Annotated in this window: 15 protein-coding genes and 1 tRNA gene; 8 read left to right on the forward strand and 8 right to left on the reverse strand. The window is 40.8% G+C overall.

Annotation, left to right across the window (positions count from 1 at the left end; genetic code table 11):
• Positions 1-7: 7 nt before the first annotated feature.
• On the forward strand, positions 8-382 hold the full coding sequence (locus tag C2M30_RS01890; protein WP_105170474.1) for a hypothetical protein: 375 nt from the start codon (positions 8-10) through the stop codon (positions 380-382).
• A gap of 45 nt (positions 383-427) precedes the next feature.
• On the opposite strand, the gene C2M30_RS01895 is transcribed toward C2M30_RS01890, so the two are convergent.
• Positions 428-892 carry an OsmC family protein gene (locus C2M30_RS01895; RefSeq protein WP_105170475.1) on the reverse strand — a complete coding sequence of 155 codons (465 nt, stop codon included), beginning with the start codon at positions 890-892 and terminating at the stop codon, positions 428-430.
• 107 nt (positions 893-999) lie between these two features.
• On the opposite strand from C2M30_RS01895, the gene C2M30_RS01900 reads away from it, so the two are divergent.
• On the forward strand, positions 1,000-1,812 hold the full coding sequence (locus tag C2M30_RS01900) for a LysR family transcriptional regulator (protein WP_105170476.1): 813 nt from the start codon (positions 1,000-1,002) through the stop codon (positions 1,810-1,812).
• Between the two features lie 364 nt (positions 1,813-2,176).
• Here C2M30_RS01900 and C2M30_RS01905 read toward each other — a convergent pair whose 3' ends face one another.
• Both C2M30_RS01905 and C2M30_RS21665 read right to left on the reverse strand, forming a co-directional pair.
• Entirely contained in the window at positions 2,177-2,980 is an 804-nt protein-coding gene (locus C2M30_RS01905) for an MFS transporter (RefSeq protein ID WP_234004665.1), read from the reverse strand.
• On the reverse strand, positions 2,962-3,357 hold the full coding sequence (locus tag C2M30_RS21665) for a hypothetical protein (RefSeq protein WP_234004666.1): 396 nt from the start codon (positions 3,355-3,357) through the stop codon (positions 2,962-2,964). The genes C2M30_RS01905 and C2M30_RS21665 overlap by 19 nt, the downstream gene beginning before the upstream one ends.
• Positions 3,358-3,532: 175 nt before the next feature.
• Between C2M30_RS21665 and cysE the strand changes: the two genes are divergently transcribed.
• On the forward strand, positions 3,533-4,354 hold the full coding sequence (cysE, locus tag C2M30_RS01910) for a serine O-acetyltransferase (protein WP_100914549.1): 822 nt from the start codon (positions 3,533-3,535) through the stop codon (positions 4,352-4,354).
• Here cysE and C2M30_RS01915 read toward each other — a convergent pair.
• The 3 genes from C2M30_RS01915 to xseA are packed head-to-tail and all read right to left on the reverse strand — an operon-like array spanning position 4,291 to position 7,020.
• Positions 4,291-5,181, reverse strand: coding sequence for a substrate-binding periplasmic protein (locus C2M30_RS01915; protein WP_158683298.1), 891 nt, complete (start codon positions 5,179-5,181; stop codon positions 4,291-4,293). The genes cysE and C2M30_RS01915 overlap by 64 nt on opposite strands.
• 20 nt (positions 5,182-5,201) lie before the next feature.
• Positions 5,202-5,678, reverse strand: a complete 477-nt coding sequence (locus tag C2M30_RS01920; RefSeq protein WP_105170478.1) for a transcription elongation factor GreAB — start codon at positions 5,676-5,678, stop codon at positions 5,202-5,204.
• Positions 5,668-7,020: an exodeoxyribonuclease VII large subunit gene (gene xseA / locus C2M30_RS01925; protein WP_105170479.1), complete on the reverse strand. Its 1,353-nt coding sequence runs from the start codon at positions 7,018-7,020 to the stop codon at positions 5,668-5,670. Before xseA ends, C2M30_RS01920 begins: the two co-directional genes overlap by 11 nt.
• Before the next feature lie 131 nt (positions 7,021-7,151).
• Between xseA and guaB the strand changes: the two genes are divergently transcribed.
• Together guaB and guaA are read left to right on the forward strand one after the other, a co-directional pair.
• Positions 7,152-8,621 carry an IMP dehydrogenase gene (gene guaB, locus C2M30_RS01930; RefSeq protein WP_105170480.1) on the forward strand — a complete coding sequence of 490 codons (1,470 nt, stop codon included), beginning with the start codon at positions 7,152-7,154 and terminating at the stop codon, positions 8,619-8,621.
• A gap of 113 nt (positions 8,622-8,734) precedes the next feature.
• The gene (guaA, locus tag C2M30_RS01935; protein ID WP_100913975.1) at positions 8,735-10,309 is read left to right on the forward strand and encodes a glutamine-hydrolyzing GMP synthase; all 1,575 of its coding nucleotides are present in this window, start codon (positions 8,735-8,737) and stop codon (positions 10,307-10,309) included.
• Between the two features lie 55 nt (positions 10,310-10,364).
• Here the strand turns inward: guaA and C2M30_RS01940 are convergent, their stop codons facing one another.
• Positions 10,365-11,384 carry a GGDEF domain-containing protein gene (locus C2M30_RS01940; protein WP_100913974.1) on the reverse strand — a complete coding sequence of 340 codons (1,020 nt, stop codon included), beginning with the start codon at positions 11,382-11,384 and terminating at the stop codon, positions 10,365-10,367.
• Positions 11,385-11,566: 182 nt separating this feature from the next.
• Between C2M30_RS01940 and C2M30_RS01945 the strand changes: the two genes are divergently transcribed.
• Positions 11,567-11,643: transfer RNA gene (locus tag C2M30_RS01945), tRNA-Trp, on the forward strand.
• Between the two features lie 291 nt (positions 11,644-11,934).
• On the forward strand, positions 11,935-12,381 hold the full coding sequence (rimI, locus tag C2M30_RS01955) for a ribosomal protein S18-alanine N-acetyltransferase (RefSeq protein ID WP_105170482.1): 447 nt from the start codon (positions 11,935-11,937) through the stop codon (positions 12,379-12,381).
• A gap of 103 nt (positions 12,382-12,484) precedes the next feature.
• Here the strand turns inward: rimI and C2M30_RS01960 are convergent, their stop codons facing one another.
• A complete protein-coding gene (locus tag C2M30_RS01960) occupies positions 12,485-15,157 on the reverse strand; it encodes an ATP-binding protein (protein WP_105170483.1) in 2,673 nt (890 codons plus the stop codon).
• 268 nt (positions 15,158-15,425) lie between these two features.
• Between C2M30_RS01960 and C2M30_RS01965 the strand changes: the two genes are divergently transcribed.
• Positions 15,426-15,866, forward strand: coding sequence for a YfiR/HmsC family protein (locus tag C2M30_RS01965; RefSeq protein ID WP_158683300.1), 441 nt, complete (start codon positions 15,426-15,428; stop codon positions 15,864-15,866).
• Positions 15,867-15,887 lie beyond the last annotated feature (21 nt).

Genomic DNA, 15,887 nt, shown 5'->3' on the forward strand with positions numbered 1-15,887 from the left:
CTAAACAATGTTAAAAAAAATAGCGCTAATAGCAGTAGTAACCCTTTCACTCGCTGCATGTAAAACCATTCCTGTAACTGACTACAATCAACAAGTAAATGCGTCAAACATGACTAAAGAGTCAGTTGAAAAGGCAATTTTAAGCGGCTGTCAGCAGCGTCAGTGGGCATGTAAAGTTGAAAGCGATGGCGTAATTGCTGGTTTACTTAATTGGCGTGGTACGCAAGTTAAAGTAGGCATTCATTACGACGAAAAGACGTACACGATTAAGTACCGCGATTCACTTAACTTGAAATATGATGGTGATAGCATTCACAAAAAATACGGTAAGTGGGTAAATAACCTTATTCGTACAATTGATTCACAGCTGTTCACAATGTAATTAGCGTATGCTAGTTAATCAACTAGCATACTAGCGACTGCTAATTTACGCGCACTCTACGGTAATTTCAAAATTTACCGAACGCGCTAAAAAGCACGCTTCATGAGCTTGGTGGTGTAACTCTGCCAAGCTTTTTTTATGTGTAATCGATTCATCTGCCAATATCACCTCGGGTGTTAACGTCACACCGGTAATACATAGTTTGCCATCATTGTTTTTGGCAAGTTCGCCAATTGCATTATCGGTGTAACGCTCAATCACAATGCCTTGTTCTGCGGCAAAGTGCAGAAAAAATAACATATGACAACTTGCCAGTGATGCAACAAAGGCTTCTTCAGGGTCAACAAATTCAGGGTTTGAAAAAGGCATCGGTACTATCATAGGAGAGGGCGATGCTGGCATTGAAAAACCGCCATCAAAATGCCACTGGTGAACACGGTTGTAACGTCCATCGGTAAACATCTCATCTGGCGCTTTTTGCCATTCAATTTGTGCACTGTGCTGCGACATCTTATTTCCTAATTTAAAACGGGTTTAAACTAATTTTGCTTGTTATCTGTTGTTAAAGAAAGTGATATTATTTTCAAGTGATATGAGTAAAATTTGAATCATAAATAATGATCAGTAGCCAATTACCCAATTTATACACCTTTGTTGTCGTCGCTGAGCAGCTTAATTTTAGTCGTGCCAGTGATTTATTGCACCTTACGCCAAGTGCAGTAAGTCATCAAATGAAGCAGCTAGAAACGCATTTAGACGTGAAGTTGTTTATTCGCCAATCAAAAGGTGTGGCACTTACCAGCGAAGCTAAACAGCTTTATAGCTCAGTTAAAAAAGCGTTTTCAGAAATAGAGTTTGGTATTGAGAAAGCGCAAGCACCTAAAGTAAAAAAGCTGGTTATAGCGGCGATCCCGAGTGTTGTTTCTTGTGTATTGGTGAATAAATTAGCCGAGCTGCAAGCTTTGCTACCTAACTATCAAATTCATTTTATTAGCCAGCATCAAATCGTTAATTTTGAGCAGCAAAATATAGACTGTCATATTCATTTTGGTAACGGCAAATATGCGAATGCCGTTGCAAAAAAACTGGCAGATGAAGTGGTTTATCCGGTATGTGCGTCAAATGTTTATGAAATGCAGCATGAATTACCTTTGATTCATTACGCTGCAGGAATGGAAGACAAGCCCGGTGGCATTAGTTGGCAACATTGGCAAAAGCATTTTCAACTACCCACAATACCAGCCCAATTTGTCTTTGATGAAGTCGGCCTTACATTAAATGCAGCTAAAAATGGTGTAGGTAAAGCACTCGCTTGGCATCAACTTGTAAAACCTTTAATTAAAGATAAGCAACTAAAACGCATTGGCGAAACGCAAATCACATTGCCATTTAGTTATTACTTTGTCACACCTAAATGCCATACTCAGTGAGTTGAACTCTCGATTTTGTATCAATGGTTGCAAGCACAATTTACTAGGGCCTGTTGATCTTTGCTGTTCTATTTTTGTTCTTTTTGAGCGTGCTTTTATCGCGGCGCTTGATGTGTTGCCTAGTAATCTAAGCGGATATCGAGCAAAGCTTCCGCGTCCTGCTCACGCCCCTTACCTACATCCATGTAGGCAACAATGAGAAAAGTGCGCTCAGAAGAACCGTTCGGCAGCGCTTGATTGGGCTTTCTACTGTGTTATCGGCTGACTCACATAGAATAACTATGCCACACAGCCTCTGCCTTGTATAAACCCCAATCAAACTGCTGCAAAAACGAACTTGAAAGGTCAACAGGCCCTAAGGGTATTAGCTCGTCGTTAAGTTAACCTTTAGCTGTGCTTTTTGCTTTATTTTATAAATTGTTAACCACGCGATTGTTAATAATAAAATCGGCAAAGTAACTAGGTTTAATGTTTGCCAACCTACGGTGGCTTCTAACCAACCTGCACTTAATGCAGAGAGGGTTACCATGCTAAACACTAAAAATTCATTAGTCGCTTGGGCTTTAGCGCGCTCTTGCGGTAGGTAAGTTTGGCTCACCATTTGCGTCGCGCTAATAAACATAAAATTCCAACCGACACCCAGTAAAAAGAGCGCAGCTAAAAAGTGCCAATGGCTTAAGCCAAGTAGGTTCACAAAGCAACAAAGGGCGATTAAAACAATTCCCGCATACATCATGGTGACCTGACCAAATCGCTCTATTAATTTGCCACTAAAAAATGACGGTAAAAACATGCCCAATACGTGCCATTCAATCACCAGTGCTGACTGTGCTAAATCAAAGCCATGACGATGCATCGCCAGTGGCGTTGCTGTCATCAATAAGTTCATCACCGTGTAACTCACCATGGCAATAAACACTGCAGTCATAAACTTAGGCGCGCTAATAATGGCTTTTAATGGTCTGCTTTCACCATTATTTTGGCTATGTGAAACCTCATTAAATTTAACGAGCTGTAATAGCAGCAGCGCAATTGAATATAAAAACGCAAGGGCAATAAACGCATTGGCGTAGTTTAATGTTGGGTAGTGATGGTTTACCCATACTGCTAAATTAGGGCCGAGTATCGCGGCTACAACACCACTTGCCATCACTGTAGAGATTGCCACAGCAGGTTTGTCACTGGCTTCAATTGCTGCAAAACGATACAGGGTAGCAAAGCCAATCCAATCCCAATTAAAAAAGTAGCGAAGCTAAATAACCAAAACTGGCTTGCCAATAAACTAAAAAAGCCAAGCACGGCGCCGCTAATGCCAATGCTATTGCCTAAACTAAAGCCCAGCTTTCGACCCGTTTTAGCCATAATCAGCGACGCAGGAATCGTAGTAACTAGTAGCCCCAACATTTGCATGGCAACGGGAAAAGTAATAAATGTGGTACTTGGGCTTAGCGCTTTTCCAACAAGGGCTGAGATGGTCACAAGCAAAATATTACCGGTTGTGATAAGTCCTTGGCAAAAGGCTAAAAGTACAACATTTTTGTTCATATTTAGAGGCCGCGTTTGGTTATGAAGGGGACTATTTCTAGCACACATTTATCTAAAGGCAAATAAATCAGTCTAACAACTTATCTTTAATTACTTACTCAAGTTAACAAAAAGCGTTAAACTCGTTTAAAATTAAGCTATACAGCTAAAAGTAGTTAAAGTGATTGGTGTTGTTATGCGTCATACAATTTGGCAAGAATTACGTAAAGAAGCAGAAGCCTTAGTAAGAAAAGAGCCGTTATTGGCAAGTCACGTTTATTCGTGTGTACTTAACCATGAGTGCCTAGGGTCTGCATTAAGCTTTATTGTCGCTAATAAATTATCTGATGCGGTAGTTTCAGCTTTCACTTTCCGCGAGTTATTCGATCAAGCATTTGTTAATTGCGACACCATGCTTGATAACGTTGCGCACGATATTAAAGCGGTGCGTGATCGTGACCCTGCGGTTGATAATTACCTAACTGTGCTATTGAATCTAAAAGGCTTTCAGTCAATTCAAGTACATCGCTTAGCACACTGCCTATGGCGCCAAGACCGAAAAGAGCTCGCGCAATTTATTCAAAGTCGCAACTCAGAAGTGTTTGGTGTTGATATTCACCCTGCATGTAAAGTGGGTAAAGGCATTATGTTTGACCACGCAACTGGCATTGTAGTGGGCGAAACCGCCGTTATTGAAGATAACGTATCGATTCTGCAAGGGGTTACGTTAGGTGGTACAGGTAATGAACAAGGCGATCGTCACCCGAAAATCCGCCACGGCGTATTAATAGGTGCGGGAGCAAAAGTACTAGGTAACATTGATGTTGGTGAAGATGCGAAAATTGGCGCGGGTTCAGTCGTAATTGCCGATGTTGATGCGCACACTACTGTCGTTGGTGTGCCAGCTAAAGTGGTTGGCAAAACCACAACAGGTTGCCCTGCAGAAACCATGGATCAGTGTTTTGTAGCTGATATGTCTGAAGAGGCTGGTTGTTCACTGTCGAGCGCTGCACTGTAATATTGCTGCTCTAACTGTTTAATTACTCCATTTTCGGCCAGTGCTTTCACTGCGTTAGCGAATGCGCTGGCAACGCTTCCTTCATTTACCAAATAAGGTACGTTGTTGACCGACACAGCTTGCTCTGGCAAGTAGTTTGGGTTGAGCGACGATTCATAGTGCTTCGACTTTCTTGAAAACCCAAAATGCATTGGTTTTGCTAAATAACAGCAGTCGTGAATTTTAATCTGTGCATTTGGCTGCTGCGCTAGGTAATAATCAATCGACGCTTTGTTGTAAATAAAAAAGTCAGCCTGCTTTTTTTCAATTACTTTGATTGCATCGGCAATACCTAAATCTTGCCCGTATCGCACCATTATATCTCGCTCTTCAATGGCCGACTTTCTGCCACCATAGGGCTTTAACAGTACTTTGTTTTCCAGTTGTTTTAAATTATCTATCTTGGCAACATCTCGGTGTGTGATCACCACGCTATGACTGGTGAGGCCATTTTCGAAAAAGTGAGTAAATTCGCTACGCGTCTGATTAAAACCATAACCGGGATAAAAGTCGATGGCACCTTCGTTAAGCAGTTTAATAATGCGTTTTTTTGGCGCGCGCTTTATGACTAACTTACAGTTAATATTTTGTGCAGCTCGTTGATATATGGCTTTGTACAGCCCTTGATTGGATGGCATTGCGGCGATAAGTGGTAATCGTGCACTTGTGCGATAACCCATGGTTATTTCACAGCTAAACGCCGGTAGGCAAATAGTCATCAGCACGATGAAAAAGGATATGCGATACATCAGGTTACGCCAATCGATAACACTTATAGTTTTAATCAAAACACACTTATTGATAAGACTCAAACAACTTCGATAATTTCATATTCAGTTGCTTGCCAGTCAAAGCTAACAATATCGTCAATGGATTGCTTTAGTAGCTTTTTAGCTATCGGGGCACTTGGTGTAACAATTTGAATATCAGCATTATTTAAAGTGATTTTATTACCACCTGCAACGGCTAAAATATAAACCCATAACACACTTTCATCGTCACAATTTTCGAGCTTAATTAAATGGCCTAGTTGTATTTTCTGATTGCTAATTGGCTCTATCGATTCTTTAAGTACCTGAATTTCTTGTCTAAGCGCTTCAATGCGTTTACTTTGCCCTTCAGCTAAATAGGCCATCTCGATGCCGAGGCTGTCGTATTGGGTTTCGGCCTTACTTTGCTCGTGAGTGGCATCTTGATGTGCGTGTTTTGCAGATTGCACTGCAACCGCCAAGCTCGCTTCAAGCTGCTCAATAAGAGCCTGTTTGATAAATGATTTATTGATCATTGTTAGCACTCACATGTGAGACTTTACTGGTAACAGTGCCATCGGCAAATTGCGTGATAATGTTGTCGCCTTCAGTAATTTGAGAGACAGAGGTGACCACGCTAGAATCTTTTTGCGTCATTGAGTAGCCGCGCGCTAATACCGCAAGCGGGCTGGTGGCATTGAGTTTTGCCGCCAATACCGCAAGTTGTTTTTCTGCAGACTCTAATTGCTTTGCTTGACTGCTTTGAAGCCTGCTAACCAGATTATGCAACTGTTGCTGTGCATGACTTAATCGCTTTTCAGGTGTGGTTTTTTCGAGTCTATTTTGCAATGTATGTTGCGCATATTTTGCTTGCTCTAATTTTCGTTGAATACTGTTGAGTAAGCGCATTTCAAGCTCATCACGTAACTGAGACTGCTGATTTAATTGGTTACTAGGGTGGTAACGCAGCAAACGCTGTTCTAATACTTGGTAGCTGTGAGCTGCATTTTGCAGGCGCTTTGCCATAAAGTGGTGCAATCGATTTTGTAGCACATCGATGTTTTGCACTAAGTGATTTTTATCTGGACTGACAATTTCGGCCGCTTGCGATGGTGTTGCCGCACGCAAATCTGCAACATAATCTGAAATAGTGGTATCAATTTCATGACCAACAGCACTTACTACAGGCAGCTTAGACGTGAAAATAGCGCGCGCGAGCATTTCGTGGTTAAAGCACCATAAATCTTCCATTGAGCCGCCGCCGCGTCCAAGAATAATGACATCCACTTCATTGCGCTGATTAGCAAGCTGTAATTGTTCAATAAGTTGTAGATGCGCTTCATTTCCTTGCACTAGTGCAGGGTAAATTACTACCTCAAGTTGTGGCGCGCGCTTTTCCAGTACGGTGAGAATATCTTTAATTGCAGCGCCAGTAGGTGAGGTGATAACCCCTAAGCGGCGAATATTGTTGGGCAAGGGCTTTTTAAATTCACTGGCAAATAAGCCTTCGCCAGCGAGTTGCATTTTAAGCGCGTCAAACTGTTGTTTTAACTGACCTTCACCTGCAGGCTCGATGTGCTCCACAATAAGCTGATAATCGCCGCGAGGTTCATAAAGTGATACGCGAGCACGCACCAGTACTTGGTCACCATTTTTTGGTTTAAAAGTGGCACTTCTATTATTACCGCGCCACATAGCTGCGCGAATTTGTGCGTTATCGTCTTTTAAACTGAAATACCAATGGCCAGAACTCGGCGAAATAAAATTAGATATTTCACCTGTGAGTTGCAATGAAAAGAAATTTTGTTCGAGTAAGTAGCGTATCTCTTTATTGAGCAAGGAAACGGTATAAACTTTTTGTATCTGATTTTGCAACATAACAGTATGATTTAGCGCTGAATGGAAAATATTCTACCACAAAACATTAAATTTTATTTTACTAGAATGAAATTCGCTGATAAAATCCACCCGCAACTCCCTACACCCACAGATATCATGAGAAGTTGCAAATGCTTAGGATCGCTAAAGAAGCTTTAACCTTTGATGACGTACTATTAGTACCAGGCCACTCAACTGTATTACCACATACAGCTAACCTTAAAACTCGTCTAACGAAAACAATTGAACTAAATCTGCCAATCGTTTCTGCATCTATGGATACAGTTACTGAAGCGCGTTTAGCGATTGCGTTAGCGCAAGAAGGTGGTCTTGGTTTCATTCACAAGAACATGACAATTGCAGAGCAAGCTGCCAATGTACGTAAAGTTAAAACGTATGAGGCGGGCATTGTTTCTCACCCAGTTACTGTTACTGCAGACTTGACAATTGCCGGTGCACTTCAATTAGCACACGATAAAGGTTTCTCAGGTTTCCCTGTTGTTGATGCTGAAAACAACCTAGTTGGTATTGTAACAAGCCGCGATATGCGTTTTGAAACAAAACTAGACCAACCTGTTTCAACAGTAATGACTAAGAAAGAGCAGCTGGTAACAGTAAAAGAAGGCGCAGATCGTGAAACGATTTTAGGCCTAATGCACGAGCACCGTATCGAAAAAATCTTAGTTGTTAATGATGACTTTAAACTTAAAGGCATGATTACTGTTAAGGATTACCAAAAAGCACAAGATAAACCAAATGCATGTAAAGACGAACAAGGTCGTTTACGTGTAGGTGCAGCTGTTGGTGTTGGTGCAGGCACAGATGAGCGCATCGCAGCGTTAGTTGAAGCGGGTGTTGATATTCTGCTTATCGATACTTCTCACGGTCACTCACAAGGTGTTATCGACCGCGTAAAAGCAACGCGTGAAGCATTCCCTGATTTACAAATCGTTGCAGGCAACGTAGCAACAGCAGAAGGTGCAGTAGCACTTGCTGATGCCGGTGCGAACGCTGTTAAAGTAGGTATTGGCCCAGGTTCAATTTGTACTACGCGTATCGTAACAGGTTGTGGTGTGCCGCAAATTACAGCGATTTCAGATGCAGTTGACGGCTTGAAAGGCCGTGATATTCCAGTTATTGCTGACGGTGGTATTCGTTTCTCTGGTGATATTGCGAAAGCACTTGTTGCTGGTGCATCACTGGTAATGGTTGGTTCAATGCTAGCTGGTACGGAAGAAGCACCAGGTGAAGTTGAGCTTTATCAAGGTCGTTACTACAAGTCTTACCGTGGTATGGGTAGTTTAGGTGCAATGAACCAAAAAGAAGGTTCATCTGACCGTTACTTCCAAGATGCTAAATCAGAAGAGAAGCTGGTTCCAGAAGGTATTGAAGGTCGCGTAGCGTATAAAGGTCCTATTGCTAACATTATTCACCAACAGGTTGGTGGTATTCGCAGCGCTATGGGTCTTACTGGCTGTGCAACAATTGAAGAGCTTAACACTAAGCCGCAATTTGTACGTGTTACCGCTGCAGGTATGGGTGAATCGCACGTTCACGACGTACAAATCACAAAAGAAGCTCCTAACTACCGTTTAGGTTAATTCGCGCTTTTATTTATCGATAAGGCTAGCTTTTTGCTAGCCTTAGTTAATTGTATCCCGATTGAAATTGCCGTTTTCAATCGAGTTGTTGGATTTTTAGAAAGAGACAACTAATGAGCAAAAATATTCATGATTCTCGCGTACTGATTTTAGATTTCGGTTCGCAATACACTCAGCTTATCGCCCGCCGCATCCGTGAAATCGGTGTTTACTGTGAACTATGGGCATGGGATGTAACCGAAGAGCAAATTCGCGAATTTAACCCGCAAGGTATTATTTTATCGGGTGGCCCTGAGTCAACGACCGAAGAAAATAGCCCACGCGCTCCAGAGTATGTATTTAATGCTGGCGTACCTGTACTTGGTATTTGTTACGGCATGCAAACAATGGCGATGCAACTTGGTGGTCAAGTACACAGCTCAGACAAAAAAGAGTTTGGTTACGCGAAAGTTGAAAAAGTAGGTAACTGTGCGCTATTTGATGCAATTGAAGATCATATCGAAGATGGCATTGGCAAACTTGACGTTTGGATGAGCCATGGCGACAAGGTTATCGAAATTCCTGAAACGTTTGTAACATCAGCTAAAACAGATACTTGCCCACATGCAGCAATGTCTTGGGAAGAGAAAAAATTCTACGGTGTACAATTCCACCCTGAAGTAACTCACACGCACCAAGGTTTACGTTTATTAGAGCGTTTCGTAATTGATATTTGTGGCTGTGAAAAATTATGGACACCAGCATCAATTATTGAAGATGCCGTTGCGCGTATTAAAGAAAAAGTAGGCGATGACGAAGTTATTCTAGGCCTATCTGGTGGTGTTGATTCATCAGTTGTAGCGATGCTAATTAACCGTGCGATCGGCGACAAACTAACCTGTGTATTTGTTGATAACGGTTTACTTCGTTTAAACGAAGGTCAGCAAGTAATGGATATGTTTGGCGATAAATTTGGCTTAAACATCATTAAAGTAGATGCTGAAGACCGCTTCTTAGCAAACCTTGCAGGTATTGATGAACCAGAAGCTAAGCGTAAATCAATTGGCCATACGTTCATTGAAGTATTCGATGAAGAAGCGGGCAAACGTCAAAATGCTAAATGGTTAGCGCAAGGTACAATTTACCCAGACGTAATTGAATCTGCTGCGTCAGCTACTGGTAAAGCGCATGTAATCAAGTCTCACCATAACGTAGGTGGTTTACCTGAAGATATGGAAATGGGCCTTGTTGAGCCACTGCGTGAACTATTTAAAGACGAAGTACGTAAAATTGGTCTTGAACTAGGTCTGCCATACGACATGCTTTACCGTCACCCATTCCCAGGTCCAGGCCTAGGTGTTCGCGTGCTTGGTGAAATTAAGAAAGAATACTGTGATTTACTACGTCGTGCTGATGCCATCTTTATTGAAGAACTACACAAAGCAGATCTTTACCATAAAGTGTCACAAGCATTCACTGTTTTCCTACCGGTTAAGTCTGTAGGTGTAATGGGTGATGCGCGTAAATATGATTGGGTTGTATCACTTCGTTGTGTTGAAACAATCGACTTTATGACAGCGCGTTGGTCACACTTACCGTATGATTTCTTAGGTTTAGTATCGAACCGTATTATCAACGAAATCGATGGTATTTCGCGCGTGGTTTACGATATTTCTGGTAAGCCGCCAGCGACAATTGAGTGGGAATAATCCTACTTAGTTTTAGATATAAAAATGCCAGCTTATAGCTGGCATTTTTTATGTTTTAGAATAATTCGACGTCATCGGCGGAAGGGTGTTCTTGGCTATCTTCATCGAGAATATCGCCGTAATAAACACATTGGTTTCGTCCGCTATTTTTTGCTACATAGAGCGCTTTGTCGGCATTTTCTATCACCGAAATAGGGAAGTCGTAAGGGCTCATTCTCGAAAAGCCAATACTCAATGTTAACTGTTCGACAAATGGAAATTTGTTATCTCGCACATATTGCTGGAATTCAGCCAGTTTTGAGGTGATATGTTCAAGTGTTGTCGGTTCAAATACGACGACAAACTCTTCACCACCAAAGCGGAAAATTAAATCGCTGGAGCGGAAAAAGAGCTGCATTTTTTGCGCAAGTGTCAACAGTACTTCATCACCGCATACATGTCCGTAGGTATCATTAACTTGTTTAAAGTGGTCAATATCAAGAATGGCTAGCCAAGAAGACTCGTCATAACGTTTGTTACGGTTGCCCTGTAATTGTGGCGTATTATGCGAGTGTAACTGGTCTTCCAGCAGTTGTTTTATCTTGCGTTCAAACGTTTGTCTGTTGAGTAAGCCGGTTAATTTATCGCGTTCACTCTCGTTAAGAATGGTTAAGTAGTTTTCATAAATACGACAAAGTGCATTTAGCGTAACTTGCTCACTGGAATTAAGGTGTTTAGCAACAATATACACGGCGCCCGATACTTGGTCGTCAATTACGACAGGGATCCAGCGTGTTTCGTTGCCTGATTTGTCTTGTAAGCTGATTGTACAGGCAGACTCAAGGCAGCATTGTAGCTCCTTCGTCGGCTCTTCAATAATCTCGCGTGAACGCCAGTGAATTTTTCCCTGTTCGTCACATAATAAAGAGGCACTCGACTCTATACCTTTGCCATTAAAACGCGAAAGGTCTTTGTAAAGCGCCGCTTCTGTTGGTTGCAGAAACTCGCTAATTGTCGACAACAAGCTTAATTCAAGTGAATCTACATCGCGGTGTCGTGTAATTTTTACTACCGAGTTTAAGAGATCTTTTTGCAAAATTACCTCAGCTCCAGACTCCGTTCTGTATATTTTTCATAATTAATTCTTAATTTTCGAACAAATATAATTATTGGTCAATTGTAAAATTTGATTTTGTTGTTATTTTGAGCATCTGAACTGAATTATGTTATTTTTTTCTTTACCTTTAGCAAAGAGTCCTTATAATGCGACGTCATTGCAGGGGCGTAGTTCCAATTGGTAGAACAGCGGTCTCCAAAACCGACGGTTACGGGTTCGAGTCCTGTCGCCCCTGCCACTTCTTTTTTCACTTTCTAAGTACTTCAATTTTTAATCTTTTTGTCATTATGGTTACAAACTGGTTAGCTACACTTTTCGATATAGAATTGCTTCAGCTCAAACAAAGCGACGATTTAATCCAGCAAAACAATGCGCAGTTACAAATTGACCTGAATTTGATGCTAGAATCAGCCGGCTTTAAGCTAGTGTTTACTGATCTAAATGTGCCTTTTGAAATAAGCGCTGGATTAGTAAAGGTGAGCAATTTGGGATTAACCGGCGAACAAAAGAAAGCATTGTGGCACACGTTATGGCAACAGATTTAATCGTAAAATTAGACCAAACCTATTTGCAGAATTTAATGACTATTGAACAGCAATGTCATGCTTTTCCGATGTCTGAAAAACTAATGGCATCGTGTTTATCGGGGCGTTACAGTGCGTATGGATGTTTGGAGAACAATACTCTTCAAGGCTTTTATATTTTAGAGCAAGTAGGTCCTGATTATACCTTGATGGATATTTGTGTTAGCCCTGAAAATCAAGGTAAAGGGCTTGCTAAAGCTATGCTTACTCATTTGTTGGGTGTTGTAAAAGCGGCAAATGGCGAGAATGTATTTTTAGAAGTGCGACAGTCGAATCTAGCCGCTATTCATCTTTACACTGCATTCGATTTTGTTGAAACAGGTGTGCGTAAAAATTACTATCCGAGCGAGTTTGGTCGTGAAGACGCGATATTAATGGCGCTTAGTTTTTAGTTATAAAAACAGCCGCTTCATTAATTCATCTAGATAACGAATCATTGTTTTGGGTTAAGCACTCCGCTTACAGCGCTATACCTAACCACATATTTAGCTAGCCCTAATCTTCCTCTTTTAGATTAAGAATAAATATAATTGCTTGCTCAAGTTTGAGAATATGATAATCAAGGCCATCTTCATTATGGTCGCGAATACATGATTCTAATTCGGCGGCGGCATCACTAATATGATTAAAGCCAAAACAACCCGCGCTGCCTTTAATGCTGTGGGCTAATGCGAGTAATTCATTGAGATCTTGTTGCTCATTTAAATGAGCGATTTGATCTAATAAATTAGGTAGCTTAGCTTTGTAATTGCTACTGATCTGTTTAAAACGCTCGCCTTGGAATAACTCTTCCCAGTTTTGCTGACTGCTGCGATCAAGTGCCAAAAATTGTTGTAATGTTTGTTCAAGCTGTGATTTATCAATTGGCTTTGCAAGCGCCTTGTTACACCCAGCTTCGAGGTAGGCGTCAACATCGTTTTTCATTACGTTTGCCGTTAGCGCAACAATTGGCCCATCAAAGGCTGCATTACGCAGCATTTCTGTCGCCTCTAAGCCACCCATTACCGGCATTTGCATATCCATTAGGATGAGGTCGTAATCGTTGGTTAATGCTTGCTCTACCGCTTCTGCGCCATTATTGGCAAAGTCAGGTGAGATGCCCCATTGACTGAGCAATAAGCGGATCAGGTCTTGGTTGTCTTTATTATCTTCCGCGACCAAAATGTTGCCCTCAAACTGCTGGGTATGGGTTGTGTGTTCTTCTTTCAACATTGCCTGAGCTGAATCGGCGCTGTTAATCATGGTGATTTGTTGATTTTGATTGTTTGTTGCCACGATTATTTCAAAGGTACTGCCTTCGCTTAGCTTGCTGTTTACAGTGATATCGCCACCCAATATCTGTGCTAGGTTTTTAGCAATACATAAACCTAGCCCTGTACCACCAAACTTACGAGTAGTACTGATGTCGGCTTGCTCAAATGGTTTAAAGGCGCGCTCTTGCTCTTGTTGTGACATACCGATACCACTATCAATCACGGTAAAGATTAGTTTCTCAGTTGAAGGTGAATAACGAACGTTTAATGCCACTTCGCCTTTTTCGGTAAACTTAACGGCGTTGCTACAAATATTGAGCAGTATTTGTTTAAGACGCGTTTCATCGCTATGAATAATGCTTGGTAATGGGTATTCGATATTTAGGCTTAAAGTAAGCTTCTTATCCGTCGCCATTGGCTCAATCACGCTTTTAATATCGTTAATAAACGGAATAAGCTCCAATGCACGTGTTTCAACTTCGAGTTTATCGGCTTCAATTTTAGAAAGGTCGAGAATGTTATTAATAAGCTCAAGTAAGTGCTTAGAGTTGCGCAATACCGTACTTAAATACTTGGCTTTTTTGTTATTTGATTCTTGCGTTAAGATGGTTTCGGTAAAGCCCATAATTGCTGTAAGTGGCGTGCGAATTTCATGGCTCATATTGGCAAGGAAACGGCTTTTCAAATGGTTAGCTTGCTCAGCTTCAATTATTGCTTTTTCGAGCTTTTTATTAATTTTTGCGATGGCTTGAGTACGTGTAACTACTTTTTCTTCTAAGTGCTCGCGATAGTCGAGTAATTCATTTTGGTATTGCTTAATTTGATTAACCATATGGTTAAAATCTTGAAACAACATACCTAATTCGTCACTGCGGTCGATTGGTAGTTTTACGTTGAGATTACCGTCTCCCACTTTATGGCTGGCCTCGGCAAGTGATTCAATCGGCTTTAACAGCATGCGACGTACAACTAAGAAAATAATGCCTGGTAAAAACACCGCAGTCGCAAGAATTAATAATGCGGTGTACATGGTTATGGTTTTACCTGCTTTATAGAGCGAATCTTTATTTAGCGCGGTAACAAAGTATAAATCATTGCCCATTGAGTGCGCTAAGATCATACGTTTTTCATCAGCTAACGTACGCAGTGCCACTTGACTAAAAAGGCCAGTATTGGCTGTTTTTTTCAGTAATTGCAGCTCGAATTCAGATACATAGCGGTTATTAATATCAACTTGATTGCAGAACAAGATTTTACCTGAGCTATCCATAATGAAATTAACCGTGTCAGAAAAGTAGTTGTTAGCAACACTTTTCGCAATTTCACTGTTATTGATATGAAAAATTAAATATCCCAAAACTTTGGGTGAGTCGAGGGTAAATCGCGAATCAAATAAGCGATAGGTTAGGTAAATCGAGGTGTTGTCGTTCTCTGTAACGAAAAACAAATTTTGTTGCTTGCGACTATTTGTCAGCTGTTCGCTAAACGGGTAGCTTTCTCGTGTTTCAAGCACCGCTTTGGGGTAGTAACTAAGTACTTCTCCTTGTGGGTTAATTACACCAATGCTGAGTATGTGAGAAAATGAATCGACGTAATTACCAAATTCATCCACCAGTGCTGATACTAATTTTGTGCGCTCTTTTGATGGGCGATTGTGCTCATCGTAACTGTAAATTAAATATTGACTGAGATCGGGGGAGGCGGAAAGTAATTCAATAATAGAACTGTACAGTTGTGTGTAATTTTGGCTTTTTGAAACTTGCTGTTCAACAAAGCGTGTAACAATTGCTTCGGCTTGTTTTTCGGAAGAACTGGTAACGTTGGAAAGGGAGAATACCCCTTGAATTGCCATAGGAATAATCACAAGGGGAGTAATATACCACAGCAGTCTTACACTCAACTTGTTGTTATTCATCGTTTTCCATTTTTCAGCAAAAGTTCTTCTATAATCTAGCATATTTTTGTACTAGTATAAGAATATAATTACAATCAGTACAATAATTTGCATGTATGTTGCATTGTCGTTTTGGAATACGATAGCTTATCGAAAAGGAGTCTCAAATAAGCATTATGTGTAAGTTTTACAGCAAGATAATAGTCGAACAGTGTTGCTAAACTCAGTTAATAAGTTAAAATGGCTATTCGTACTATCGTTAGTGCTTTTCAGCTTATCAACATTCAGCATGGCCAGCGAATTGCCGGCAAATTTGCAGGTTGTATTACTTTCCAAGTTAATGCCATATGAAAAGGCATTGTCAGTTAAGCCTAAGCTTTCTATTTTTGTTATTAATGACCAAGCAGTTTACCAGGCGTTTAATTTACTAAAAGCCAAACAGCGCAACGAGCAGCTAGGTAATATTAAGTTTGGTAATACACTACCAAACAAAGCTTACGATATTATTTACCTTGATAGCCAAGTAAATTTAAGTGATGCACTTATTTATAGTTTGAAGTTTAATAGCTTGCTGGTGACTAATGAAATTGATTTGGTAAAGCAGGGCATTACATTGGGGTTAAGTGTTAAAAATGGCCGCCCGATGTTCTTTCTTAATAAAAAGAGCAGCGATGCTACAGGACTTAGCTGGGATAAAACGGTACTCGATATTGCAACGCTTTATAACTAACCGCTATTAGGTTAAACAATT

It is taken from the genome of Pseudoalteromonas sp. T1lg24 (assembly GCF_002964745.1).
Taxonomy (GTDB): Bacteria; Pseudomonadota; Gammaproteobacteria; order Enterobacterales; family Alteromonadaceae; genus Pseudoalteromonas; species Pseudoalteromonas spongiae.